At 72.2% G+C, this 23,034-nt stretch carries 24 protein-coding genes; 20 read left to right on the top strand and 4 right to left on the bottom strand.

Annotated elements, in window-relative coordinates; translation table 11 throughout:
• Positions 1–17 precede the first annotated feature (17 nt).
• The 3 genes from ABZ794_RS08510 to ABZ794_RS08500 all read left to right on the top strand — a co-directional run bounded on the left by ABZ794_RS08510 (position 18) and on the right by ABZ794_RS08500 (position 3,498).
• Entirely contained in the window at positions 18–773 is a 756-nt protein-coding gene (locus ABZ794_RS08510; protein WP_357514886.1) for a hypothetical protein, read from the top strand.
• Positions 774–775: 2 nt separating this feature from the next.
• A complete protein-coding gene (locus ABZ794_RS08505) occupies positions 776–1,771 on the top strand; it encodes a nucleoside triphosphate pyrophosphohydrolase (RefSeq protein WP_357514884.1) in 996 nt (331 codons plus the stop codon).
• Between the two features lie 107 nt (positions 1,772–1,878).
• Positions 1,879–3,498, top strand: a complete 1,620-nt coding sequence (locus ABZ794_RS08500; protein WP_210785657.1) for a DUF885 domain-containing protein — start codon at positions 1,879–1,881, stop codon at positions 3,496–3,498.
• Positions 3,499–3,523: 25 nt separating this feature from the next.
• On the opposite strand, the gene nudC is transcribed toward ABZ794_RS08500, so the two are convergent.
• Complete coding sequence (gene nudC / locus ABZ794_RS08495) at positions 3,524–4,366, bottom strand: NAD(+) diphosphatase (protein WP_210785656.1); 843 nt, start codon at positions 4,364–4,366, stop codon at positions 3,524–3,526.
• Positions 4,363–5,058 carry a hypothetical protein gene (locus ABZ794_RS08490; RefSeq protein WP_210785655.1) on the bottom strand — a complete coding sequence of 232 codons (696 nt, stop codon included), beginning with the start codon at positions 5,056–5,058 and terminating at the stop codon, positions 4,363–4,365. Before ABZ794_RS08490 ends, nudC begins: the two co-directional genes overlap by 4 nt.
• Before the next feature lie 213 nt (positions 5,059–5,271).
• On the opposite strand from ABZ794_RS08490, the gene eno reads away from it, so the two are divergent.
• The 4 genes from eno to ABZ794_RS08470 are packed head-to-tail and all read left to right on the top strand — an operon-like array spanning position 5,272 to position 8,351.
• Positions 5,272–6,555 carry a phosphopyruvate hydratase gene (gene eno / locus ABZ794_RS08485; RefSeq protein WP_210785654.1) on the top strand — a complete coding sequence of 428 codons (1,284 nt, stop codon included), beginning with the start codon at positions 5,272–5,274 and terminating at the stop codon, positions 6,553–6,555.
• Positions 6,556–6,587: 32 nt separating this feature from the next.
• Positions 6,588–7,226 carry a septum formation initiator family protein gene (locus ABZ794_RS08480; RefSeq protein ID WP_210785653.1) on the top strand — a complete coding sequence of 213 codons (639 nt, stop codon included), beginning with the start codon at positions 6,588–6,590 and terminating at the stop codon, positions 7,224–7,226.
• A gap of 34 nt (positions 7,227–7,260) precedes the next feature.
• Positions 7,261–7,818, top strand: coding sequence for a DUF501 domain-containing protein (locus tag ABZ794_RS08475; protein ID WP_210785652.1), 558 nt, complete (start codon positions 7,261–7,263; stop codon positions 7,816–7,818).
• A complete protein-coding gene (locus ABZ794_RS08470) occupies positions 7,815–8,351 on the top strand; it encodes an amino-acid N-acetyltransferase (RefSeq protein ID WP_210785651.1) in 537 nt (178 codons plus the stop codon). The genes ABZ794_RS08475 and ABZ794_RS08470 overlap by 4 nt, the downstream gene beginning before the upstream one ends.
• A 1-nt stretch (position 8,352) precedes the next feature.
• Here the strand turns inward: ABZ794_RS08470 and ABZ794_RS08465 are convergent, their stop codons facing one another.
• Positions 8,353–9,243, bottom strand: coding sequence for a PHB depolymerase family esterase (locus ABZ794_RS08465; RefSeq protein ID WP_238691018.1), 891 nt, complete (start codon positions 9,241–9,243; stop codon positions 8,353–8,355).
• Positions 9,244–9,340: 97 nt separating this feature from the next.
• Between ABZ794_RS08465 and ABZ794_RS08460 the strand changes: the two genes are divergently transcribed.
• The 13 genes from ABZ794_RS08460 to ABZ794_RS08400 all read left to right on the top strand — a co-directional run bounded on the left by ABZ794_RS08460 (position 9,341) and on the right by ABZ794_RS08400 (position 21,003).
• Positions 9,341–10,381 carry a helix-turn-helix domain-containing protein gene (locus ABZ794_RS08460; RefSeq protein WP_238691019.1) on the top strand — a complete coding sequence of 347 codons (1,041 nt, stop codon included), beginning with the start codon at positions 9,341–9,343 and terminating at the stop codon, positions 10,379–10,381.
• Positions 10,382–10,403: 22 nt separating this feature from the next.
• On the top strand, positions 10,404–11,333 hold the full coding sequence (locus tag ABZ794_RS08455) for a Ppx/GppA phosphatase family protein (RefSeq protein ID WP_238691320.1): 930 nt from the start codon (positions 10,404–10,406) through the stop codon (positions 11,331–11,333).
• A gap of 102 nt (positions 11,334–11,435) precedes the next feature.
• Entirely contained in the window at positions 11,436–11,768 is a 333-nt protein-coding gene (locus tag ABZ794_RS08450; protein ID WP_074316865.1) for a PadR family transcriptional regulator, read from the top strand.
• Positions 11,765–12,793 (top strand): hypothetical protein, encoded by a 1,029-nt coding sequence (locus ABZ794_RS08445; RefSeq protein WP_210785649.1) that lies wholly within the window; start codon positions 11,765–11,767, stop codon positions 12,791–12,793. Before ABZ794_RS08450 ends, ABZ794_RS08445 begins: the two co-directional genes overlap by 4 nt.
• 130 nt (positions 12,794–12,923) lie before the next feature.
• Positions 12,924–13,499, top strand: coding sequence for a hypothetical protein (locus ABZ794_RS08440; RefSeq protein WP_357514879.1), 576 nt, complete (start codon positions 12,924–12,926; stop codon positions 13,497–13,499).
• A 199-nt stretch (positions 13,500–13,698) separates the two neighbouring features.
• Positions 13,699–14,385, top strand: coding sequence for a dienelactone hydrolase family protein (locus ABZ794_RS08435; protein ID WP_210785648.1), 687 nt, complete (start codon positions 13,699–13,701; stop codon positions 14,383–14,385).
• A gap of 19 nt (positions 14,386–14,404) precedes the next feature.
• A complete protein-coding gene (locus ABZ794_RS08430) occupies positions 14,405–15,118 on the top strand; it encodes a uracil-DNA glycosylase (RefSeq protein WP_210785647.1) in 714 nt (237 codons plus the stop codon).
• Positions 15,119–15,140: 22 nt separating this feature from the next.
• On the top strand, positions 15,141–15,926 hold the full coding sequence (locus ABZ794_RS08425) for a DUF4129 domain-containing protein (protein ID WP_210785646.1): 786 nt from the start codon (positions 15,141–15,143) through the stop codon (positions 15,924–15,926).
• Positions 15,923–16,507: a hypothetical protein gene (locus tag ABZ794_RS08420; RefSeq protein ID WP_210785645.1), complete on the top strand. Its 585-nt coding sequence runs from the start codon at positions 15,923–15,925 to the stop codon at positions 16,505–16,507. The genes ABZ794_RS08425 and ABZ794_RS08420 overlap by 4 nt, the downstream gene beginning before the upstream one ends.
• Positions 16,507–17,514 (top strand): MoxR family ATPase, encoded by a 1,008-nt coding sequence (locus ABZ794_RS08415; protein WP_091394243.1) that lies wholly within the window; start codon positions 16,507–16,509, stop codon positions 17,512–17,514. The genes ABZ794_RS08420 and ABZ794_RS08415 overlap by 1 nt, the downstream gene beginning before the upstream one ends.
• Entirely contained in the window at positions 17,514–18,956 is a 1,443-nt protein-coding gene (locus ABZ794_RS08410) for a DUF58 domain-containing protein (RefSeq protein WP_357514876.1), read from the top strand. Before ABZ794_RS08415 ends, ABZ794_RS08410 begins: the two co-directional genes overlap by 1 nt.
• 52 nt (positions 18,957–19,008) lie before the next feature.
• Positions 19,009–19,569 (top strand): hypothetical protein, encoded by a 561-nt coding sequence (locus ABZ794_RS08405; protein WP_238691023.1) that lies wholly within the window; start codon positions 19,009–19,011, stop codon positions 19,567–19,569.
• Positions 19,570–19,671: 102 nt separating this feature from the next.
• Positions 19,672–21,003: an NAD(P)/FAD-dependent oxidoreductase gene (locus ABZ794_RS08400; protein WP_210785642.1), complete on the top strand. Its 1,332-nt coding sequence runs from the start codon at positions 19,672–19,674 to the stop codon at positions 21,001–21,003.
• Between the two features lie 110 nt (positions 21,004–21,113).
• Here ABZ794_RS08400 and ABZ794_RS08395 read toward each other — a convergent pair whose 3' ends face one another.
• Positions 21,114–22,973: a hypothetical protein gene (locus tag ABZ794_RS08395; protein ID WP_357514873.1), complete on the bottom strand. Its 1,860-nt coding sequence runs from the start codon at positions 22,971–22,973 to the stop codon at positions 21,114–21,116.
• Positions 22,974–23,034 lie beyond the last annotated feature (61 nt).

Here is a 23,034-nt window from a genome sequence, read left to right as displayed (position 1 = left end):
GTGAGAGAGTGACGGCTATGCGTGCTCGCCGTCTTGCCGCCGTCGCCACTGTGGCGCTCGGCCTCGTCGCCCTCTCCGGTTGCCGTGCTGAGCCTGGTATCGCCGCTTACGTCGGTGACCAGCGCATCACCGACGTTCAGGTCACCACCGCGATGAAGGACCTGCGGACGAAGAACCCGGCGCCGGAGTCCTCCGCCGCCAGCGGGCAACCCGCGGCGCAGCAACCGACCCTGCCCAAGGTGGCCGACGTGGTCCGGGCCCTGGTGCTGACCAAGGTGTGCGAGAAGCTCTCCGCCGAGAAGAACTACCAGCCGCGCGGCCAGGTGACGGCCGAGCAGGCTGCCCAGCAGCTCAGCCTCGACCCGGAGACCGAGCACGTGCGGGAAGTGGCGAAGTTCTTCACCTGCCTGTCCGGGTTGCCGGCCGAGCCGGTCGAGCCGACCAAGGAGGAGTTCGCCGACGTGATCGCCGCCGGGCGTGCGGCCGGCAAGATCCCGGCCGACGTGACCGATGAGGCCGCCGCCCAGCAGCTCGACGGCGAGCAGCTACGCGGCGCGCTGGCGACCAAGCGGATCCTGGCCGAGGCGGTCGGTCGTTACGACGTCACCATCAGCCCTCGGTACCGCCCGCTCGAGTTCCCGCTGCTCAGCTTCACCGATGACGCACCCGCGGTGAGCGTGCCGTTGGGTGAGCCGGGCTCCGACGCGGTCACCGACATTTCCACCCCGGAGGGGCCGACCGCGGCGCCGGAGGCCGAGGGCACGGCCAGCTGAGCATGACCGCACGGATCGTTCTCCTGGTCACCTCACCCCGGTTGCCCGCCGGCCTGTTGACGGCCGCGGCCTGGGACGTCGTACGCCAGCACCCGGTGTTGACGGCCGCGGACAGCGAGTTGACCACGGCCGTGCGCCAGGCGGGCGCCGAGGTCACAGTGGTGGACGGCCCGGCGACGCAGCCGCTGCTGGACGCGGTGGCGACGCACGGCACTGTGGTGTGGCTGGCCGGTCCGGCGGGTGACGAGGCGTTGGCCCGGGAGTTGGGTCTGCGGCTGGCCCGGCAGCCGGGGTTGGCCGAGATGGAGCTGATGTACGGCTCGTGGGATCCGCCGGGTGCCCGGCTGCTCGACGCGGTGGCCGTGCTGGATCGACTGGCCTCGCCGGGCGGCGACCCGTGGAAGCGGGCGCAGACGCACCGCAGCCTCGCCGGTTACCTGCTGGAGGAGAGCTACGAGGCGTACGACGCCATCAGCGCCGACGACACCGACGCGCTGCGCGAGGAGTTGGGCGACGTGTTGTTGCAGGTGGTGCTGCACGCGCGGCTCGCCGAGGAGTTGCCCGAGGACGAGCGGTGGACCATCGACGACGTGGCCGGTGGCCTGGTCGACAAGATGATCCGACGTAATCCGCACGTCTTCGCCGGCGCCGAGGCGGGCACCCTGGAGGAGATCACCGAGAACTGGGAGCGGATCAAGCGCGCCGAGAAGGCGCGGCACTCGGCGTTGGACGGTGTGGCCCTGAGCCAGCCCGCGCTGGCCCTGGCAACGCAGATCCTGGACCGCGCCGCCCGCCGAGGCATCGACGTCCCGCTCCCACCGGCGGCCGACACCCAGGCGGATGCCGAGGCAAGACTGGGCGCCGACCTGCTGGCAAGGGTGGCCGCAGCCCGCGAGGCGGGCATAGACCCCGAAGCAGCCCTCCGCCGCACCACCCTCGCCCACGCCGAAGCCATCCGCCAAGCCGAACCCCCACCCCCACCCGGCAGCCCGCGGTGATCATGAAGTTATTGCTCCGACACGCCGAGGTGGATGGCAATAACTTCATGATCGACGGGGTGGGTGAAACCGGCGGCGGAGCGCACAGCGGTCGGTAGGGTGGTGCGGTGGAAGCGTTTGGGGTGCTGGCTGAGCGGGTTGTCGAGGCTTTACTGGAGTCGCGGCCGGGGGTTGCCACCGCAGCCGGGGACCACCGGTTCGACGACAGGCTGCCGGACCTCTCCGCCGACGGGGTGACCGCCGATCGGGCGATGCTCTCCGACGCGGCCAACGCACTGTCCGAACTGGACCCGGACTCGCTCGACGTCGACGAGCAGGTCGACCACGCGCTGCTCAGCTCATTCGTGGACCGGGAGCTGTTCGAGCTGACCGAGATCCGCTCGCACGAGTGGGATCCGCTGCGGCACAACCCCGGCCCGTTGCTGCACCCGCTGCTGGCCCGCCCGTACGCCCCCGCGGACGTGCGGCTGACCCAACTGACCGGCCGGCTCGCCGCCGTACCGGACGCCCTCGCCACCGCCCGCGCGACGCTGCGGGACATGCCGCGAATCCACGCGGAGACGGCGGTCGGGCAGTTCACCGGCACGGCCGCGCTGATCCGCGACGAGCTTCCGGCGTTGCTCGCCCAGGCACCGGGCCACCTCGACCGGGTCGAGCCGGCGGCCACCGCCGCGATCGCCGCGCTGGACGAGTTCGTGGCCTGGCTGCGCACCGGCCTGGCCGCCGATGCCGGCCCCGGCCGTGACCCGCGACTGGGCCGACGCCGCTGGGAGGCCCGGCTGTGGCACACCCTCGACACCGAGCTGGGCGCCGCCGAGATCCAGCGTCGCGCCTGGGCCAACCTGGACCGGGTCACCGCGGAGATCCGCGAGGCCGCCGTCGAGCTGGTCGGTGGTCCGGCCGACGACGCGACAGTACGTCGGGCGTTGGACCTGCTCGCCGCCGAGCACCCGAACGACGCGACGATCGTCGAGCTGGCCGGGGTGACACTGGACGAGGCGACCGACTTCGTCCGCGCACACGACCTGGTCACAGTGGTCGACGACCGGTGCGTGATCCAGGAGATGCCGGAGTTCGCCCGGGGGGTCGCGGTGGCGTACTGCGACGCGCCCGGCCCGTTGGAGACCGCCGTCCTACCGACCTTCTACTGCATCGCGCCCACCCCGTCGGACTGGCCGGCGCAGCGGGTCGAGTCGTTCTACCGCGAGTACAACGACCACATGATCCGCAACCTGACCGTGCACGAGGCGATGCCGGGGCACTTCCTCCAGCTCGCCCACGCCCGCCGCTACGTCGGTGGCACACGGGTCCGCGCGTTGGCCGAGTCCGGCCCGTTCATCGAGGGCTGGGCGGTCTACGCGGAAGAGGTGATGACTGGGCTCGGCTTCGGTGGTCTGCCGGTGCGGTTGCAGCGGCTCAAGATGCAACTACGGATGACGATCAACGCGCTGCTCGACCAGTTGGTGCACGCCGAGGACCTGCCCGAGGCCGAGGCGATGGCGTTGATGACCGGGCGCGGCTTCCAGGAGGAGGGCGAGGCGGCCGGCAAGTGGCGGCGCGCGCAACTGACCTCCACCCAGCTCTCCACCTACTTCGTCGGGTACAGCGAGATGGCCGAGATCGCCGCCGCCCGCCCGGCCGGGGTGTCGGTCCGCGACTGGCACGACGCGATGCTCGCCCACGACTGCCCGCCCCCGCGCCACCTGCGCACCCTGCTCGGTCTCTGAGGAGGACCGCCGGGCCGCGCGGGTTTCAGCGCCGCCCGGCGGTCACCGTCGCGTCGATCAGCCAGCGCGAGATGGAGTACGCGGGCGGCAGTTGCGCCGGCAGCGCATCCAGGCCGAACCACTGAGCCCTGGTCAGCTCCCGCCCGTCGACCACCGGTTCGGCCCGCGGGTCGGCGGCACGGGCGGTGAAGCCGGCGAGCAGCACGCCCGGGCCGGAGATCGCCCACGGTTGGCTGCCGAAGTAGGTCAGCCGGTCGACGGGCAGCCCGACCTCCTCACCGACCTCCCGGTGTACCGCCGCCTCAAGCGTCTCGCCGGCCTCGACGAAGCCGGCCACCAGCGCCCACAGCCCGGTCGGACCGGTGGCGTGCTGGACCAGCAGCAGGTCGTCAACGTGCCCGGGCAGGCCGGGCCGGGTGATCGCGACCAGTACGGCGGCGGAGAGCTGCATCGGCACGTACAGGCCGCAGTCGGGGCACTGTCGGGCGGTCTCGCCGGGTCGGTCGGTCAGCTCCGCTCGGCAGGCGCCGCACCACCGGTGCGTACGCCGCCAGGTCAGCACCGCCAGCGCTCGGCCGGCGAGCGTGGCGTGCGGCTCCGGCACCTCGGCGGCGAGTGACGCCCAGCCGCGCGCCTGGCCGGGAAGGTCGTCGGCGGTGGTGGTCAGGTCGGCGCCCCAGGCGGGCACTCCGTCGAGCGTGCCCAGCGGCACCCAGTCGGTGTCGGCGGGCAGGTCGGCGACCCGGAGGGGGTGGCCGTCGACGCCGGTCAGCAGCTTCGCGCCGGTCACCGGCAGGGCCAGGTCGCCGGGGCCGGGAGGCGGGCTCCGGTCGGCCCCGGGGAGGAACCCGCCGGGCGGGTCGGTCACGAGCCGCCGGGGCGGCGGTCGACGACAGCGGCGTCGGCGGGCGGTTCGAACGCGCCCTCGTCGACGGTCGCGGAGTAGTTGCTCAGTGCCAGCTCCATCGGCTTGCCGTCGACCGGCCCGGTGAAGCTGCCGAGCACGCCCTCGGTGGTCACGCAGGCGGTGAAGTCGCCGGACGACGAGCTCTGCACCGCGACGCAGGCGGCGTGGTGCCCGGCGACTGTGGTGTCGCTCTGCTTGATGACCGCCTGTGGGTCGAGCGCGGCGGCGGTGAGCAGCCCGACCACCACCGGCGGCGTGACGAGGCCCTGCTGGTTGGCCTCGCCGAACAGCGTCACCGTGGGCTTGCTGCCCGGGGTGGGCGGGGTGATCAGCGTGCACTGCGGGCGCGCGCCTGTCGTCGTGCACCGGGTGATGGCCTCCGGGGTGACGGTGAGCTGCCCGCCCGGATAGGTGTACGTGGATCGCGCCGGCTTCTGTGCCTGCACGATCGCGGCGCGTTGACCGCCGGGCAACTGGTAGTCGGCCGAGTAGGTCAATTCCAGTGCGCGATCGAGCCGGGCGGCGAGGTCGTTGACGAGTTCCGAGCGGCCCATGGCGACTCCGGCGTCCTCGAATGTCTGACAGCCGGTGACCGTGAGCGACGCGATGACCGACACGGCGAGCATGCGGAGGGTGGTCGAGGCGGCGGGCATGGCGACCAGCCTGGTGGATCTGGTCCGCGCAGCGCAAACCCGTTGCCGGTTGACGCCCGGAAATCCGGGAATGTCCGTCAACGCGGGGTGACCCGGGTGCGCGGGCGACGCCGTGCCCGTTCGCGCCGCCCGATACGCTGCGTTCAACACCTGCCTCAGCCGCACCGTCGCGGCCCACCCACGGACCGGATCACAACAACGAGGAGCGACTTAGTGGCAACCATCGAGGGAATCGTCGCCCGGGAGATTCTCGACTCGCGGGGCAACCCGACGGTCGAGGTCGAGGTCGGTCTGGACGACGGCACGGTAGCCCGCGCCGCCGTGCCGTCCGGCGCCTCCACCGGCGCCTTCGAGGCGATCGAACTGCGCGACGGTGACGCCGACCGCTACCAGGGCAAGGGCGTGGAGAAGGCGGTCTCCAACGTCGAAGACAAGATCGTCGACCAGATCATCGGGTACGAGGCCAGCGAGCAGCGGCTGATCGACCAGAAGATGCTCGACATCGACGGCACGGAAACCAAGTCGGAGCTGGGCGCGAACGCCATCCTCGGGGTTTCCCTGGCGGTGGCGAAGGCCGCTGCCGGCAGCGCCGAGCTGAGCCTCTTCCGCTACCTGGGCGGCCCGAACGCGCACCTCCTGCCCGTGCCGATGATGAACATCCTCAACGGTGGCGCGCACGCCGACTCGAACGTCGACATCCAGGAGTTCATGATCGCGCCGATCGGCGCGCCCACCTTCCGTGAGGCGCTGCGCTCGGGCGCGGAGGTCTACCACGCGCTGAAGTCGGTGTTGAAGAAGAAGGGGCTCTCCACCGGGCTTGGCGACGAGGGTGGCTTCGCGCCGAACCTGCCGACGAACGCGGCGGCCCTGGACCTGATCGCCGAGGCGGTCGAGAAGGCCGGTTACCGGCTCGGCACCGACATCGTGTTCGCGCTCGACGTGGCGGCCACGGAGTTCTTCGACAACGGCACCTACACGTTCGAGGGTGCCGCGAAGTCCGCCGAGGAGATGAGCACCTACTACACGAAGCTGGCCGACGAGTACCCGATCGTGTCGATCGAGGACCCGCTGGCCGAGGACGACTGGAGCGGCTGGCAGACGTTGACCGCCTCGATCGGCGACCGGGTGCAGATCGTCGGTGACGACCTGTTCGTGACCAACCCGCAGCGCATCGCCCGCGGCATAGCGGAGAAGGCGGCGAACGCGGTTCTCGTCAAGGTCAACCAGATCGGCTCGCTGACCGAGACCCTGGACGCGGTGGACCTGGCCCACCGGGCGGGCTTCAAGTGCATGATGAGCCACCGCTCGGGCGAGACCGAGGACACCACCATCGCCGACCTGGCGGTGGCCACCGGCTGCGGCCAGATCAAGACCGGCGCCCCGGCCCGTTCGGACCGTGTCGCCAAGTACAACCAGCTTCTCCGGATCGAGGAGGAGCTGGCCGACGCGGCGCGCTACGCCGGTGCTGGCGCGTTCCCGCGCTACCGTTCGGCCTGAGACGCACGAAGCCTCGGGGGAGGGGTGTGACGATGCAGCAGCGCCGCACACCGGGTGGTCAGCGTCCCGCCCGCCGGCCGGGTCAGTCCGGTCGGCCGGGCGGTGGGCGCGCCACGCGGGGATCGGTCCGGGAGGCCGGCGTACGCGCCGAGCCGCGCGCCGCCGGTCGCGCTCCGGGTGCTGCCCGGGGCGCCGAAGGCGTTCGCTCCGCGAATCGTCCCGCCGCCGCTCGGCGTACCGCTGCCGCTGGCGCCGTGAAGCGGCTCGCCGCGCCCAACCCCCGTCGCTTCACCGGCCGGGCCACAGTGCTGTTCGCGGTCCTGATCGCGCTCGCGCTGGCCTACACCTATCCGGTTCGGGTCTACCTGGACCAGCAGGCCGACATCGAGCGGATGGAGGCGGCCCAGGCGGTGCAGGAGCGGGAGATCGCCAAGCTCGCCGCCGAGGCCGCCAACTGGAAAGACGACGAGTACATCAAGACGCAGGCTCGGGAGCGGTTCTTCATGGGCGAGCCCGGCGAGAAGATAATGGTGGTGCTGCACGACCCGGAGGGCGCCGCCCGGGACGCCGGGAAGTCGGCCGGTTCGGCCCCGCCAGCCGGGCCGGTGACCTGGTACGACACGCTCTGGTCGAGCGTGCGGGCGGCGGACAGCCAGCAGCCGGGCCAGTGATCCACCGACCAGCACACCAGGAGAGATGGGCACCGTGACTGTCGTACCACCGTCGGAGCCGGCGGCGGATTCCGTTCCCCTGCCGCAGCGCGAGCCGGCCGCCGAGGCCGACCTGGCCGCGGTGGCCGCGCAGCTCGGCCGGGCGCCCCGGGGCACCCGGGCGGTGGCCCACCGGTGCCCGTGCGGCCTTCCCGACGTGGTGGAGACGACCCCCCGCCTCGCCGACGGCACCCCGTTCCCGACGCTCTACTACCTGACCTGCCCCCGGGCCACCGCTGCGTGCAGCCGACTGGAGTCGGCGGGGCTGATGAAGGAGATGGCGGACCGGCTGACGACGGACCCGGAGTTGGCCGCCCACTACCGTGCCGCGCACGAGGACTACCTCGCCCGCCGGGAGGCGATCGGCGAGGTGCCGGAGATCGCCGGCATCTCGGCGGGTGGGATGCCGGGCCGGGTGAAGTGCCTGCACGTGCACCTGGGCCACGCGCTGGGCGCCGGCCCCGGGGTGAACCCGTTCGGCGACGAGACGTTGGGCCTGGTCGAGCCCTGGTGGTCGGCGGGGCCGTGCGTGGACGTGCCGGCGGCCGAATGAGCAGGCAGGCCGGGTCCGAGGCACCCGAGAGTCAGATCCTCGTACGGCGGGCCCGCACCGGGGACGTGCGGGGCATCCGACGGCTCGTCGACACCTACACCGACGACCGGCGGCTGCTGAGCAAGGCGACGGTCACCCTCTTCGAGGACGTGCAGGAGTTCCGGGTCGCGGTCCGGGCCGAGGACGACGTCGTGGTGGGCTGCGGCGCGCTGCACGTCATGTGGGAGGACCTGGCCGAGATCCGCACGGTGGCGGTGGACCCGTCCTGCCGGGGCCGGCGCATCGGTCACCGGCTGGTCGGTGAGCTGATCGACGCGGCCCGGGAGTTGGGCGTGGCGCGGATCTTCGTGCTCACCTTCGAGACCCGGTTCTTCGGCTCGTTCGGTTTCCGCGAGATCGACGGCGCTCCGGTGCCACAGCCGGTCTACGAGCAGCTGCTGCGCTCCTACGACGAGGGTGTCGCGGAGTTCCTGGACCTGGAGCGGGTCAAGCCGAACACGCTGGGCAACACCCGGATGCTGCTGCGCCTGTAGGTCAGGCAGTGCGGGGGTGGGCGGCGAAGAACTCCCACATCAGGTCGGTGGCGGACAGCCCCGCGTCGGATGCGGCGAGTTGGCCCGCTGTCGCTCCCGGCCAACTGTGGCCCATGTCGGCGATCGTGTAGACGCTGACCTCGCTGCCGTCCGCGCAACCCGCCACCGTGTGCGTCACACCCGGCACCCCGGACGCCTTCGGGCTCGGCCGGCAGCTGAGCCGCTGCTGCCAGGTCCGCATGCCGGCCTGGAAGGTCGAGGCGTAGCGGTCCTGGCCGCCGATGAAGGTGATCACGGAGACCGGGCTCTTCGGCACGTAACTGTCGGCGGTGGTCAAGTTTCCGCTGTAACCACCGCTGACCACCCCGATCGCGGCGAACGTGCCAGTGCTCTCCACCGCCGCCCGGAAGCTCATGTCGCCGCCGTTCGAGATGCCGGTGAGGAACACCCGGTTCGGGTCCGCGTGCCAGGTCTGCACCAGATGGTCGGTGAGCGCGTTGAGGAAGCCGACGTCGTCCTCGCTGCCGCAGCAGATCAGCGCGTTGAAGCCGCCCCCCTGCCCGTTGGGGTAGGCGACCAGCACGTTGTCCTTGTCGGCCTTGGCGTCCAGGCCCGCCAACTCCCGCATCGAGGACCCGAGGCCGGGATAGAAGTGCAGCGCGATGACCAGCGCGGAGGGTTTGCCCGGGTCGTACCCCGGTGGCGCGTGCAGCAGGTAGGTGCGGTCGAGTCCGTTGTGGTGCAGGGTGAGCTGGTGGTCACCTGCCGCCGGTCGTTCGCTCGACGCGGACGGTGAGGCTGGTGGGGCCGACGAGGGTTGCCCCCGCTCACCACAAGCTGCCGCAACGACCATGAGGCAGAGCCCCGTCAACACCGCCACCGTTCGCCGCACGCCGGCCACCCCTCGTCGACCCCGCGGTCCACACTGGAGATCATCCAGCCGCGGAGCAACCCTTTCGGTCCTGGGCGAAGGCAGGCAGGCTGTTGCCATGCTTCGCCTCCAGCTCGGGTCGGCCGACCTGTGCCGGGTGCGGTTCGCCGATCGGCTGCATCCGGTCGGGATCGCGCTGCTGGCCGGTCAGTGGCTGCGCGATCCCACTGTCGCGGCGATGGCGCCGACCCTGGCCGAGCGGGTGGCGGCGGCCGAGGGCACGGCTGCCGCCCAGGCTGCCACCGCGGTCCTGCGGCATCTGCTGCCCGACCGGGGACGTCTGCCGGACTTCGTCACTCCCTTCGACGGCCTGGAGTCGGTGGAGGCCGGGCTTGAGGCGATCCGGGCCACCCCGGCGCGGCGGGTCCGCTCCGAGGTCACCCTGGCGTACTCGGACACGTCGGCCAGCCCGCTGCGGCGGCGGTTCGCGGCGGCCGACCCGGAGGTGCTCGACCTGTTCGGCGGGGCCGTGCGGACCTGGTTCGACGCGGTGCTCGAACCGCACTGGGTCGAGCTGGTGTCCGCGTACCGTCAGCAGGTGGCGTCTGCCAGCCAGCGGCTGGCGCAGCACGGCCTGGCCAGCCTCTTCGCCGGTCTGCACCCGGGCATCCGGTGGCGGGAGCCGGTGCTGGAGGTACGGACGTGGTGGGACGGCGACCTTCCCGGCACCGGCCACGGGATCATTCTGCTGCCCTCCCCGTTGGCCGGGCCGCGGCCCCGGGTGCTTGTCGAGCAGGGTTACCCGATCCTGCTCGTCTACCCGGTGGTCACGCCCGTGCGCGGGGCTCCCGCCGACGACGGTGCCCTCGGTCGGCTGCTCGGCGTCACCCGGGCGCTGGTGCTGCGCCGACTGGCGACCGACGGGGGGTTGACCACCACCGTGTTGTCCCGGGCGGTCGGGATCAGTCTCTCCTCGGCCTCGGAACATGCCCGCGCGCTGCGGACCGCCGGTCTGGTGACCAGCGAGCGGGAGGGCGGGGCCGTGCGACACCACCTGACCTCGCTCGGGGTGGCGTTGTTGCGGGGCCCGTCGGGCGACCTGGGCGAGTCGTGGCCCACGGCCAACCAAGCCGCCGGGTGGCCGCCCGTCCTGCCGTAAGGTTGCTGCCGTGACGACGCGTGTGGCGGCCATCGACTGCGGGACCAACTCGATCCGACTGCTGGTCGCCGACCTGCCCGACGCCTCGGCCGGGCCGCAGGCGCCGCTGGTCGACCTGACCCGGCGGATGGAGATCGTCCGGTTGGGGCAGGGCGTGGACCGCACCGGCCGACTGGCGCCGGAGGCGATCGAGCGGACCAGGGTGGCGTTGGCGTCGTACGCCGCCGACATCGAGAAGCTGGGCGCGCAGCGGGTGCGGATGTGTGCCACCTCGGCCTCCCGCGATGCCGCCAACGCCGCCGACTTCACCGAGATGGTGCGGGCCACCCTCGGTGTCGCGCCCGAGGTGGTCAGCGGCGACGAGGAGGCCCGGCTGTCGTTCACCGGCGCGGTGCGCGGGCTGCCTGCCGACGCGAAGGAGCCGTTCCTGGTCGTCGACATCGGTGGTGGTTCCACCGAGTTCGTGGTCGGTGACCGGGCCGCCGGGGTGCGGTCGGCGATCTCGGTGGACATCGGCTGCGTCCGGATGACCGAGCGGCACCTGCCCGGTGACCCGCCGACGCCCGAGCAGGTCGCGGCTGCGCAGGCCGACATCGCTGCGGTGGTGGACCGGGCGCTCGCCGTGGTGCCCGGTCGCGAGGCGGCCACCCTGGTCGGCCTCGCCGGGTCGGTCACCACAGTGGTCGCGCTCGCGCGGGGCCTGCGGGAGTACGACCCGGAGCGCATCCATCACGCCCGGGTGTCGTACGAGGAGGTCGCCCGGGTGACAGCGGAGCTGCTGGGTCAGACCCGTGCGCAGCGGTTGGCGAACCCGGTGATGCATCCGGGCCGCGCCGACGTGATCGGCGCCGGCGCGCTGGTGCTTCGCGTGATCATGGAGCGGGCCGGAATGCCGTCGGTGGTCGCCTCGGAGCACGACATCCTCGACGGCATCGCCTGGAGCATCCAGTAAGCCACCGCGCGCCGTCGATCACCACCCGCACGCCATGCGCGGCTCGGCGTGTTGCGGCCGATTCGTTGACGCTACTTCGCATTACGCACTAGTGTGCAATGCGTGGACACCACACAGTTGTTGAAGGGCGTGCTTGATCTGGCCGTCCTGGCCGTGCTCCGAGAGGAGGACGGTTACGGTTACGACATCCTGCGCCGGCTGCGCGAGGCCGGCCTGGAGGAGGTCGGTGACGCCTCGGTCTACGGGACGCTGCGCCGCCTCTTCGCCGCCGGCCTGCTCACCACCTACGTCGTGCCGAGCGAATCCGGGCCGCACCGCAAGTACTACTCACTCAACGCCGCGGGGCGTGACCAGCTGACCCGCTCCGGCAAGCTCTGGCGCTCGTTCGCCACCACAATGGACAGTCTGCTCGACGATCGGGGGATGGCGGCATGACCGTCGCGGAGCAGGAGATCACCGACTATGTGGCGCGGGTCCGGGCCGCTCTGGCCGACCTACCGCCCGGGCAACGCGACGAGCTGACCGAGGATCTCGCCGACCACCTCACCGAGGTCGCCGCCGAGGCCGAGGGCACCCTGGTCGAGCGGTTGGGCGAGCCCGAGACGTACGCGGCCGAGCTGCGCGCCGCGGCCGGCGCCGCGCCGGGCAGCGGGCGCAACCTCGACCAGCGGGTGGCGAGCGCGGTGGCCCGGGTCCGTGGCCGGCTGCGCACCATGGACACCCGTCTCGGCCCACCCCTGGGGTACGAGACGGCCAGCGACTTCCTCCAACTGCTGCGCCCCGGCTGGTGGGTGCTCCGGGGCTACCTGGCGGCGATGCTGATCACGGTGATCAGCACCGGCGGCAGCTTCGGGCTGCTGCCGAGGTTCGGCGGCGAGTTGCTCGCCGGCATGATCATGCTCGTCGGCTTCGTGCTCGCCTCCATCTGGATCGGCCGCAGCTCCGGGCGGTTGACCCGCTGGCCGCGTTCGGCGGTGCAGGTCGGCAGCGTGGTGCTGGTGGTCTTCGCGTTCGCCGCGCTGATCCAGGCGGAGGACCGGATGCGGTACGGCGACTACGGCATCGATCCGACGTCGGTCAACGGCCCGTATGACCAGGTCCGGGACGTCTTTGTCTACGACAGCGAGGGCCGGCTGGTGGAGAACGCCCGGCTCTTCGACCAGAACGGCAATCCGATCCGGCTCGGCTACCCGGACTGTGAAGGCCGCGTCGACGAGTACGGCAACCCGCTGCTGCGGCCCTACCCGTACTGCGTGGGCCGGGCGCCCTTCGGGCCCCGGGGCCCGGGCGTGTCCCCGCCGTCGGCGCCGGCCGCGATCAGCACGCCGACGCCGGAGTCGACCGCCGCACCGACGTCGGGGCCGACCGGCACACCGACGCCGAGTGGAACGCCCGGCGAGCCCTCGGCGGGCCCGACCGTGACGCCGAGCGACACCCCAACCCCCACCCCGACGGGCTGAACCGTCGTGTGAACTGGATCATGCTGATGAAGCTGGGAAATAGCTGAACGGACGAGGCGAGCGGGACGGCACCGGAAATCAATGATCGTTACGGTGTCGTCTGCTCATCAACCCCTCGGAAGGAACCCCCGTGCCAGAGCAGGTCGCACCGCCCCCCGCGCCCGACGCCGCAACCCCTGAGCCGGCCGTCGAGACGCCGCAAGCGGCCGCGCCGCAGCCTGCCGCGCAGCAGCCGCAGCCGGCCACCGAGCCGCAGCCGGCCACCGAGCAGCAGTCGGCCACTGAGACGCAGCCGGCGGCCGAACCGAAGGCGGAGAAGTCCGGTGCGAAGAAGGCCATCGGCATCGTCGGTGCGATCCTCGTCGTCGTCGTCATCGCCGGCCTGAAGTTCGGCGTCGCCTCGGCGATCGGCAACTACTTCAACAAGGACGAGACCGCAGCCGCCAAGACCGGTGACTGCATCGCCGAGCTGCCCGAGGTCACCGGCACCGAGCAGGAGGAGGTCGACGGCGCCAAGGTCGTCGAGTGCACCTCCACCGACGCGGCGTACAGCGTGGTCGGTCGGGTGGACGGCCAGAGCGAGGCGCAGGCCAAGGCCGACACGACCTGCACCCAGTTCTTCAAGGAAGGCGAGGAGGGGTACATCTTCTCCAGCATCGAGCCGGGCAAGACGGGCTACGTGCTCTGCCTGACCAAGAAGGTCTGACCACAGCGGTAGCTCGGCAAAGACGGCGGCGGGAGCAGACCCCGCCGCCGTCGGCGTACCCGGAGTCACCGGGGGGCGAACAGGAGGTGAATGCCACTGTTCCGGCGTCTTCCCGACGGCCGCGCGGCGTGGCAGGCTACCGGCACGTAGGACCACTGGGCGACCAGCCAACGATGACTGACCGCTAGGAGGACGGCCCATGGGCGAAATGGTGAGCTACCGCAGCAACGGGGGCACGAGCGAGGGGTATCTCGCGATACCCGCCAGCGGCACGGCCAGCCCCGCCGTCATCGTCATTCAGGAATGGTGGGGCCTGGTCCCGCACATCCGGTCGGTGGCGGACCGGTTCGCCGAGGCCGGTTTCGTCGCCCTCGCCCCGGACTTCTACCACGGTGAGACGACCAGCGAGCCGGACGAGGCGCAGCGGCTCCTGCTGGCGATGCGGATGGACGAGGCGGCGAAGGACATCGCCGGAGCGGCCGACTATCTCGCCGGGCGGCCCGAGGTCACCGGTAAGGTCGGTGCCGTGGGCTTCTGCGCCGGTGGCAGCCTGGCCCTCTGGTCGGCCACCATCTCCGAGCGGATCGTCGCGACCGCCGGCTTCTATCCCGTGCTGCCCTGGGAGTCGATGCGCCCCGACTGGGCCGACTACGCCGGCAAGGCAGCGGTCATCCACTGCTCCGAAGAGGACGGCACCTCGGCCGACGACGGCGTACAGACCGCCCGGCGGGCCATCGAGGAGGCCGGCGGCGACTGCCACCTCTACGACTACCCGGGCACCTCGCACGCCTTCTTCAACGACGACCGGCCGGAGGCGTTCGACCAGCGCGCCGCCGCCAGCGCCTGGGCCCGCACCCTGGAACTCTTCCGGGCCAAGCTTGGCTGAGGCGCGTACCCCCGCACAGGTGGTTGCCCGCGCAGCGCGGGCGACCGACCTGGCCGACCTCGACGCGGCGGTGAGCGACTGTTTCGCCTGCCCCCGGCTGGTCCAGTGGCGGGAGGAGGTCGCCCGCACCCGCCGGGCCGCCTTCCGCGACGAGGAGTACTGGGGTCGGCCGGTGCCGGGCCTCGGCACCGGTGACGCCCGGATCGCCATCCTCGGGCTGGCGCCCGCCGCGCACGGTGGCAACCGCACCGGCCGGATCTTCACCGGTGACCGGTCGGGTGACGTGCTGTTCGCGGCGCTGCACCGGGCCGGGCTGGCCAACCAGCCCACCAGCGTCGCCGCCGACGACGGGCTCACAGTGCGTGACCTGCGGATCTTCTCGGCCGTCCGGTGTGCGCCTCCGGACAACAAGCCGACCCCAGTGGAACGGGACACCTGCGCACCCTGGCTGCACCGCGAGGTCACGCTGATCCGGCCCACGCTGCGGGTCGTGGTCGCGCTGGGCGCGTTCGCCTGGGCCGCGTGGTGGCCGGTGCTCCGTGCGGTGTACGGGCAGCGCCCGCCCAGCCCGCGACCGGCGTTCGGTCATGGGGCACACTGGTCCGGCACGAACGCTCCGGACTTGCTCGGCTGCTACCACGTCAGTCAGCAGAACACCTTCACCGGGCGGTTGACACCAGGGATGTTGGACGACGTCTTCGGCCAGGCTAAACAGCTGGCCGGAGTGGACTGAGACGACGCGTGGGGTGGTGGCGATGACAGACGGAACACGCCCGCCCACACCGGTACCGTCCGCCGAGCCGGGTGTGCTGCGGCCGGTTCTCGGCCTGCTCCGCCGGTGGTGGCCGGTCGGCGCGGTCGCCGCCCTGCTCGCCGGTGCCGCGCTGGCGTCCGCTCACTCGTCGATCGGGGCCAGTCGCATCCCGCCGGCCGCGGACAACGTTCCCTGGGTTCCCGAGTACCCCACCTTCGAGCCGTCGCCGTCCATCCCGATCGAGCCCCGCGACGCCGGCCAGGCCACCCAGGCGCACATCCCGCAGTGGGTCGGCACCGTGGCGGTGGTCCTGCTCGGGCTGGCCATCCTCGCCGCGCTCGGCTACCTCAGCTGGGTGTTCATCCGGGGCGCGCTGCGCCGTACCACCCGGGCACTACCAGCGCAGCGGGCCCGCCGTACCGCCGAGGGCACCGCCCGCGAGGTGGTCGCCGCCCTCGACGCCGGCCTGGTGGAACTCGACGACCGGGACACCGACCCCCGGGTGGCGGTGATCGCCTGCTGGGTGCGCCTGGAGGAGACCGCCGCAGCGGCCGGCGTGCCGAGGCTTGCCGGAGACACCCCCACCGACCTGGTCAGCCGACTGTTGCAGGGTGATCCGGCCGCGGGCGTGCCGGCCATCGCCAGCACCGACGTGCTGGCCGAGTTCGCGCACGTCTACCGGGAGGCCCGGTACGCCACCCACCCGGTCGGCGAACGCACCCGGGACCAGGCCCGCGCCGCGCTCGGCCGGCTGCGCGGCGAGCTCACCGCGGCGGTGACCTCATGAGCAGCACCAGCATCGACGATCTGCTCGCGTTCGAGGAGGAGGCCGCGCCGGCCGGTCCGCAGGCGCGCCCGTCCCGATGGCGTCCGGTGCTGCGCTCGCTCGCGTGGGCCGCCGCGTTGGTAGCGGTCCTGCTGGTCGGCCTCCGCGCGGTGGGCCTCCAGGTCTCGCTGCCCGTACTGATCGCCGGGGTGCTCGCCGTGCTGGCGGTCCGCCGGGTCACCGCCCTGCTGGCGCCGCCACCCGCGCAGCCGCCGGCTCGCCAGGCCGGCGCGGGCGAAGAGGACGGCAGCTACAACTGGGGCGCCCGGGACGCGTTGGGTGGCGCGATCAACCAGTGGGAACGGCCCCTGGACTGGTCCTCGAACCGAACCGAACGTTTCACCGAGGTGGTCCTGCCCCGGATCGGTGAACTGGCCGACGAGCGGATGCGGCTGAAACACGGCGTCACCCGTGAGTCGGATCCCGCCCGCGCTCGCGTCCTGCTGGGTGACCGCCTGTGGACGTTCCTGGAGACCCCGCCTCGCCGCACCCCGTCGCCACGCGACCTCGCGGTGATCGTCGCCGAACTGGAGAGTATTTGATGAACGACGTGGACCGGAGCATTGCCCCCGCCGAGGTCGGGCACCTGGCTCGGGCGGTCCTGGACGCGGTCGGCACCGTCGTGGTCGGCAAACGGGACGCGTTGGAGCTGGTCCTCGCCGGCATCCTCGCGGGCGGGCACGTGCTCCTGGAGGACCTGCCAGGGCTCGGTAAGACACTCACCGCCCGCTCGTTCGCCCAGGCCCTCGGGTTGGACTTCCGTCGGTTGCAGTTCACTCCCGACCTGCTCCCCGCCGACGTCACCGGCTCCTTCCTGTACGACCAGCGCAACGGTGACTTCACCTTCCGGGCCGGCCCGGTCTTCACCAACCTGCTCCTCGCCGACGAGATCAACCGGACGCCGCCGAAGACCCAGTCCGCGCTGCTGGAGGCCATGCAGGAGAAGCAGGTGTCGGTCGAGGGCGTGACCTACAAGCTCGACGAGCCGTTCCACGTGCTGGCCACCGCCAACCCCATCGAGTACGAGGGCACCTACCCGCTGCCGGAGGCGCAGCTGGACCGGTTCCTGCTGCGGGTCTCGTTCGGTTACCCGCAGCACGAAGAGGAGTGGGAGGTGCTGCGCCGTCGGATGAGCCGCCGCCGGGAGGAGGCGGACATCAAGGCGGTGGTCGACGCGGCGACGCTGCGGGCCATGCAGGCCGCCCTGGAGGACGTGGTGGTGGAGGACTCCATCGGCCGCTACATCGTGTCGCTCACCGCGGCCACCCGGGAGCACCCGTCGGTGCTGGTCGGCGCCTCACCTCGCGGTTCGCTGGCGCTGCTGCTGCTGGCCCGGGTCCGCGCGGTGTTCGGCGGACGGGACTACGTGGTGCCGGAGGACGTCAAGTCGGTGGCGGCGCCCGCCCTGGCCCACCGGATCACCCTGCGCCCGGAGATGTGGTTGCGCCGGGTCGACCCGGCGTTCGTGGTGGGCGAGGTGCTGGAGGCGACTCCCGCCCCGGCCAGTGGCGCGCTGCCGAGCTACGCCGCCGGCGGGCCCCGGCACTGATGACCGGACCGACAGTGCCGACGGCCACCGAAGCGGAACCGGCTGCCGGCTGGGCGCCCACCCCGGCGCTCGGCCGCGCGGTGCTGCTCGCCGGCCTGCTGCTGGTGGCCGGGGTGCTGCTGGGCCGGGTGGACCTCATCGTGCTCGCCGCCCCGTTCGCGTTGGGCACCGCGTACGCGCTGCGTCGACGCCCCACGGCGCTGCCACAGGTGTGGATCACCCAGGGTGACGGTGGGCCGCTGGTCGAGGGCGGTGACGTGGCGGCGGCGGTGAGCGTCGGCAACCCGGACACGATCGACTACGACCTGGTCGTGATGCGTACCCGCGTGTCGCCGTGGCTGCGGATCGTCCGGGCCGGCTTCGCCCGTGCCGAGGCCGTCGACGACGGGGAGCCGAGCGCCACCCCGGAAACCGGTGCGACGGCGCCGGGCAGCGGCGGGCGCCGTTCCGTCGCGGACCGGCCGTTCGTGACGTCGGTGCCGATCGGCGCCGCGGTGGATTTGGAGCTGGCCGGCAAGGCACTGCGCTGGGGCCGGCACCCGGTCGGCCCCGCCGGTGCCCGGGTCGCCACGGCCGGGGGTCTGCTGGTCTCCCGGGCGGTGATCACCGAGCCGGTACGGGTGCGGGTGTACCCCCGTACCGAGCCGTTCGAGGCGGTCGAGGCGATGCCCCGCGCCGCCGGCCTGGTCGGGGCGCACCACTCTCGCCGACCCGGAGAGGGCGGCGAGCTTGCCGGCGTACGCGTCTTCGCCCCCGGGGACCGGCTGCGCCGGATCGACTGGCGGGTCTCGTTGCGGGCCCGGCAACTGCATGTGGCCGCCACCCTCTCCGACCGGGACGCGGAGGTGGTGGTGCTGCTCGACGTGCTCGCCGAGGCGGGCCGCTCCGGTGGGGTGGACGGCGCCGCCTCGGTGCTCGACACCACCGTCCGGGCCACCGCCGCGATCGCCGAGCACTACCTGCACCGCGGTGACCGGGTCTCGCTGCTGGAGTACGGACCGGCCGCCCGCCGGCTCCGGCCGGCCGCCGGACGGCGGCAGTACCTGACCGTCCTGGAGTGGCTGCTCGACGTCCGGGTCCACGCGTCCGCACACGAACCGTACGACCAGGTCTTCGGCCCGCAGTTGCTCTCCTCGGACGCGTTGGTGGTGGTGCTCACCCCACTGCTGGACGAACGGTCGGCGCAGATGCTCGCCCGGTTGGCCCGCGGTGGGCGGTTCGTGGTGGCGGTCGACACGTTGCCGACCGACCTGACATCGCCGAAGGACCGGGGGTGGGCCGAGGTGGCGTACCGCCTGTGGCGCCTGGATCGGGAGATCATGATCGGGCAACTCCGGGAGCACGGCGTACCGGTGGTGCGCTGGGCCGGCGCCGGCAGCCTGGACCAGGTGTTGCGGGACGTGGCCCGCTTGGCGACGGCACCAAGGGTGGGTGGCCGGTGAGCGCGAGGAGTGCGCTTGCGAGCCCCGCAGTCGCGAACGGAAGGCGAGTGCGGTGAACGTTCTGGTGGAGCGGGTTCGGGCGGCGCAGTACGCCGTCGCTCGCGTCAGCGTGGCCCCGCTGCTGGTCCGGGCCGGGATCTTCGTCATCGTGTTTGCCGGGTTCGCCCTGGCGTTTCCCGCGGAGGTGCTTTCCGGCCGGCCGATCTTCTTCCTTGCGGTGGCCGCCATGTTGCCCGCGTTCGGGCCGCGCAAGGTCTGGACGACCTTCACGGCGTTGGTCACTGTCGGCGGCTGGCTGCTCGCCACCGACGGGTACGGCCGTCCGGTCGCCCTCTGGCGGCTGCTCGCCGTCGCGGCGCTGCTCTACCTGGGGCACACCCTCTGCGCGCTGGCCGCGCTGTTGCCCTATGACGCGATGGTGGACCCCGAGTTGATCACCCGGTGGTTGGTGCGGTCGGCCGCCGTGCTGTTGGGTTCCGCCGTGCTCGGTGTGCTGTTGCTGCGGGCGACGGGGACGGGTGGGGGCGCCGGATACCAGTGGGTGACAGTGCTGGGGCTGCTGGTGGCGGTGGGGATGGCAGTGTTGCTGGGCTGGCTGCTGCGGCGTCGGTGACCATTGCGGCCTGAGGGTTACGCAGGTCACATGGGTTGTGCTCCGTCACAGATGGGGGGCGCGAGCGGGATTACCTGAGCCGGCCGGGGAAAGATAGACAACGTGAATCCGAAGCGGATCCTTGTGGTTGGTGCCGGGCACGTCGGTCTGTACGCGGCCCTGCGCCTGTCGAAGAAGCTCAGCTCCCGTGAGGCTGAGGTCATGGTGGTTGACCCCCAACCCCACATGACCTATCAGCCGTTCCTGCCGGAGGCGGCGGCGGGCAACATCTCCCCGCGGCACTCCGTGGTGCCGCTGCGGCGGGAGTTGCGCCGGTGCAAGATGGTGGCCGGCACGGTCACGCGGATCGAGCACGACCGCAAGGTGGCCACCGTGCAGCCGATCAGCGGCCCGGCCCGCGAGATCACCTACGACCACGTGATCGTGGCTCCGGGTTCGGTCTCCCGCACCCTGCCGATCCCGGGTCTGCACGAGCAGGGCATCGGGTTCAAGACCATCGGTGAGGCGATCTACCTGCGCAACCACGTGCTGGATCGGCTCGACGTGGCGGCCGCCACGCCGGATCCGGACGTCCGCCGTTCGGCGCTGACCTTCACCTTCGTCGGCGGTGGGTACGCCGGCATCGAGGCGCTCGCCGAGATGGAGGACATGGCTCGCGACGCCCTGCGCTACTACCCGGAGCTCAAGCAGGACGAGGTCCGCTGGGTGCTGGTCGAGGCCACCCAGCGGGTGCTGCCCGAGGTCGACCGGGACATGGGCGCCTACACGGTGCAGCAGCTGATGAAGCGCAACATGGACATCCGGCTGGACACCCGGCTCGAGTCCTGCGTCGACGGGGTGGTCAAGCTCTCCGACGGTGACAGCTTCCGCTCCGACACGATCGTCTGGACGGCCGGCGTGAAGCCGTCGCCGATGCTGGACTCGACCGACTTCCCGCGCGACGACCGTCGTCGGATCACCTGCCTGCCCACCCTCCAGGTGGTCGACGGTGACCAGGTGCTCGAGGGCGCCTGGAGCGCCGGGGACTGCGCCGCCGTGCCGGACCTGACCAAGGAACCGGGCAACTTCTGCTCGCCGAGCGCTCAGCACGCGGTGCGCCAGGCCGCCCGGATGGCCGACAACATCACGGCCGTGATCCGGGGTCGCGAGCCGGTGAACTACAAGCACAAGCACGTCGGCAGTGTGGCGAGCCTCGGCCTGCACAAGGGTGTGGCCCAGGTGTACGGGATCAAGATGACCGGTTGGCCGGCGTGGGTGATGCACCGGACGTACCACATGAGCCGGATCCCGTCGTTCAACCGGAAGGTCCGCGTGGTGGTGGACTGGTCGTTGGCGTTCTTCCTCAAGCGTGAGGTGGTCGCCCTGGGTCAGCTGCACGACCCGCGCGAGGAGTTCGTCGAGGCATCCCAGCCGATCGGCGCGCCCCGCGTCTGATCAGAGAGCGACGCCGACCCCGTCGATCTTGCACTTCCGGATGCCGTAGTGCGCCTTTTGGTGCATCTTGTCCGGGCAAAAAGTGCAAGATCGACGGGGTTCTTGGTGGTCTAGACCCGCCACGTCCAGGCATCGGCGATGCGGGTGGGTGGGCCGTAGAGCTGCTCCAGGGTGGCGCGCAGGCTTTCCGCGTGAGGGGCGTCGTCGGTGAGCGCCACGCAGGAGGCGCCCCAGAAGTCGGCGTCGCGGACGGCCTGGCGGCGCTGCTCGTCGCCGATGGCCGGTTGGTCGCCGCGGCGGGCGACATCCGCCAGTAGCGCGGACGTGGGCTGCTTGAACGTGCCCATCGCCGCGGTGCCGCCCCTCCCGTACGGGCCGATGAAGAAGCCTTCCGGCAGCCCGAAGCCGGCGTCGGCGGCGGTCGCCCAGCGCATCGGCCAGGGTTCCTTCGGGGTGGGCAGCGGCACCGGGACCAGCACCCCGCCCGGCGGTACGCACTGCCGCCAGTGGCCGCCGGTGATGAATTCCGGCACGGCGGGTCGTCCGGCGGTCGGCAGGGGGGCCGGGAAGATCGGCAGCAGCGCCACGCCGACGGCCAGCGGCACCAGCCGCCGCGCCCGACCGGAGCTGCGCAGGGCCCGGTCGACCGCGAGCACCAGCAGCGTCGCGACGATCGGCAGCAACGCCAGCGCGAACCGCATCGGCAACGCCCCGTCCACCACCGGCAGCCCTCCGATCAGGGCGTACGGACCGGGGACCGCCGTCCTGGTGCCGCCGAGCACCACCTCCGGGCCGAGCGAGAGCGCCCCCATCACCAGGCCCGCCACGACGCAGGCGAAGACCAGCCGGCGTCGCCCGGCCCAGATCGCGCAGACCGCGGTGACCAGCAGCAGTGGCCAGCCGAGGAAGGTGTTGTACTCGGCGGGGCCGGTGGTCAGCCGGGCGGATTCGTCGCTGCCGGCCACCGACAGCGGGGAGAGCGTCCACCAACTGCTCAGGTCGGCGGAGAAGTAGGCAGGGGTGAACATCCCGTCGGCGACTCCCTGCGGCCCGGCGAACTGGAACCACAGCGGATAGCCGAGCACCAGCAAGGCGAGCCCGGCGGCGATCGCCAACCCGCCGGCGAACCCGGGGAGCGCCCGACGGGCCAGGTCCCGGTCCGCCACGGCGTAGCTGATCGCCATCACCAGCAGCGTGATCGCGGCGAGGAAGAGCACCTCCTCGCCGATGAAGACCTGCGCGCTGATCGCGCCGGCCAGCCCCGCAGCGGAGGTGAACAGCCGACGACGGTCCGGTCCGGAGGCTCGGCTACGGCCGGTCTCGTCGGGGGTACCGGGCCCCGGGTCGGCCGCCCGCAGCAGCCGGACCACCAGCCAGACGATCACCGGCACCAGCCACTGGGCGGTCATGTGCAGGTGGCTGTTGGTCTGCGACACCATGCCGGGTCCGAATCCGCACAGCCCGCCGCCGAGTGCGGCGGCCACCCGGCGGACGCGCAACGTGCGGTGGAACAGCAGGTACCAGGCGAGTGCGGTGCCGGCGAGGTTGCCGGCGGCGAGCAGCGCGAAGGTGACCGGTGCGCCCAGCAGCAGGGTGACCGGCGCGAAGAGGACGCCGAGGGCGATCACCGTGGTGTTGGTCATCAGGTTCACGCCGTCGGGAGCGTTGAGCCGGTTGCTGAGCAGGTCGAAGTCGCCGAGCAACGCGCGGGCGTCCACCGCCAGGAACCACTCGTAGAGGGCCTGGTCCTCCGGGTTGAGCGCCAGGATGCGGCCGCCCGGGTCGGGCCACAGCCCGTGGGTGAGCCAGCCGGCCAGCACCGCGAAGATCAACGCGGCCAGCAGGTCCGCCTGGTGGCGGCGGACGGCGGCCAGCAGCCCGGTGGCCCGGGGTCGGCGGTTGACCTGATCGGCGAGGCGGAACGCCTGTTCAGGGGCGGCGTCGGGGGCCGTGGGGGCTGCGCTGCTCACGGCATCGACCCTAATGTGGCCGGGCCGGCGGGGTACGCCGGGTCGCCGCAGACCGGCTACG

Source organism: Micromonospora sp. NPDC047187 (genome assembly GCF_040643355.1).
Lineage (GTDB): Bacteria > Actinomycetota > Actinomycetes > Mycobacteriales > Micromonosporaceae > Micromonospora > Micromonospora salmantinae.
The sequence above is the reverse complement of the archived record's forward strand: the minus strand, read 5'-3'. Positions and strand labels throughout refer to the sequence as shown.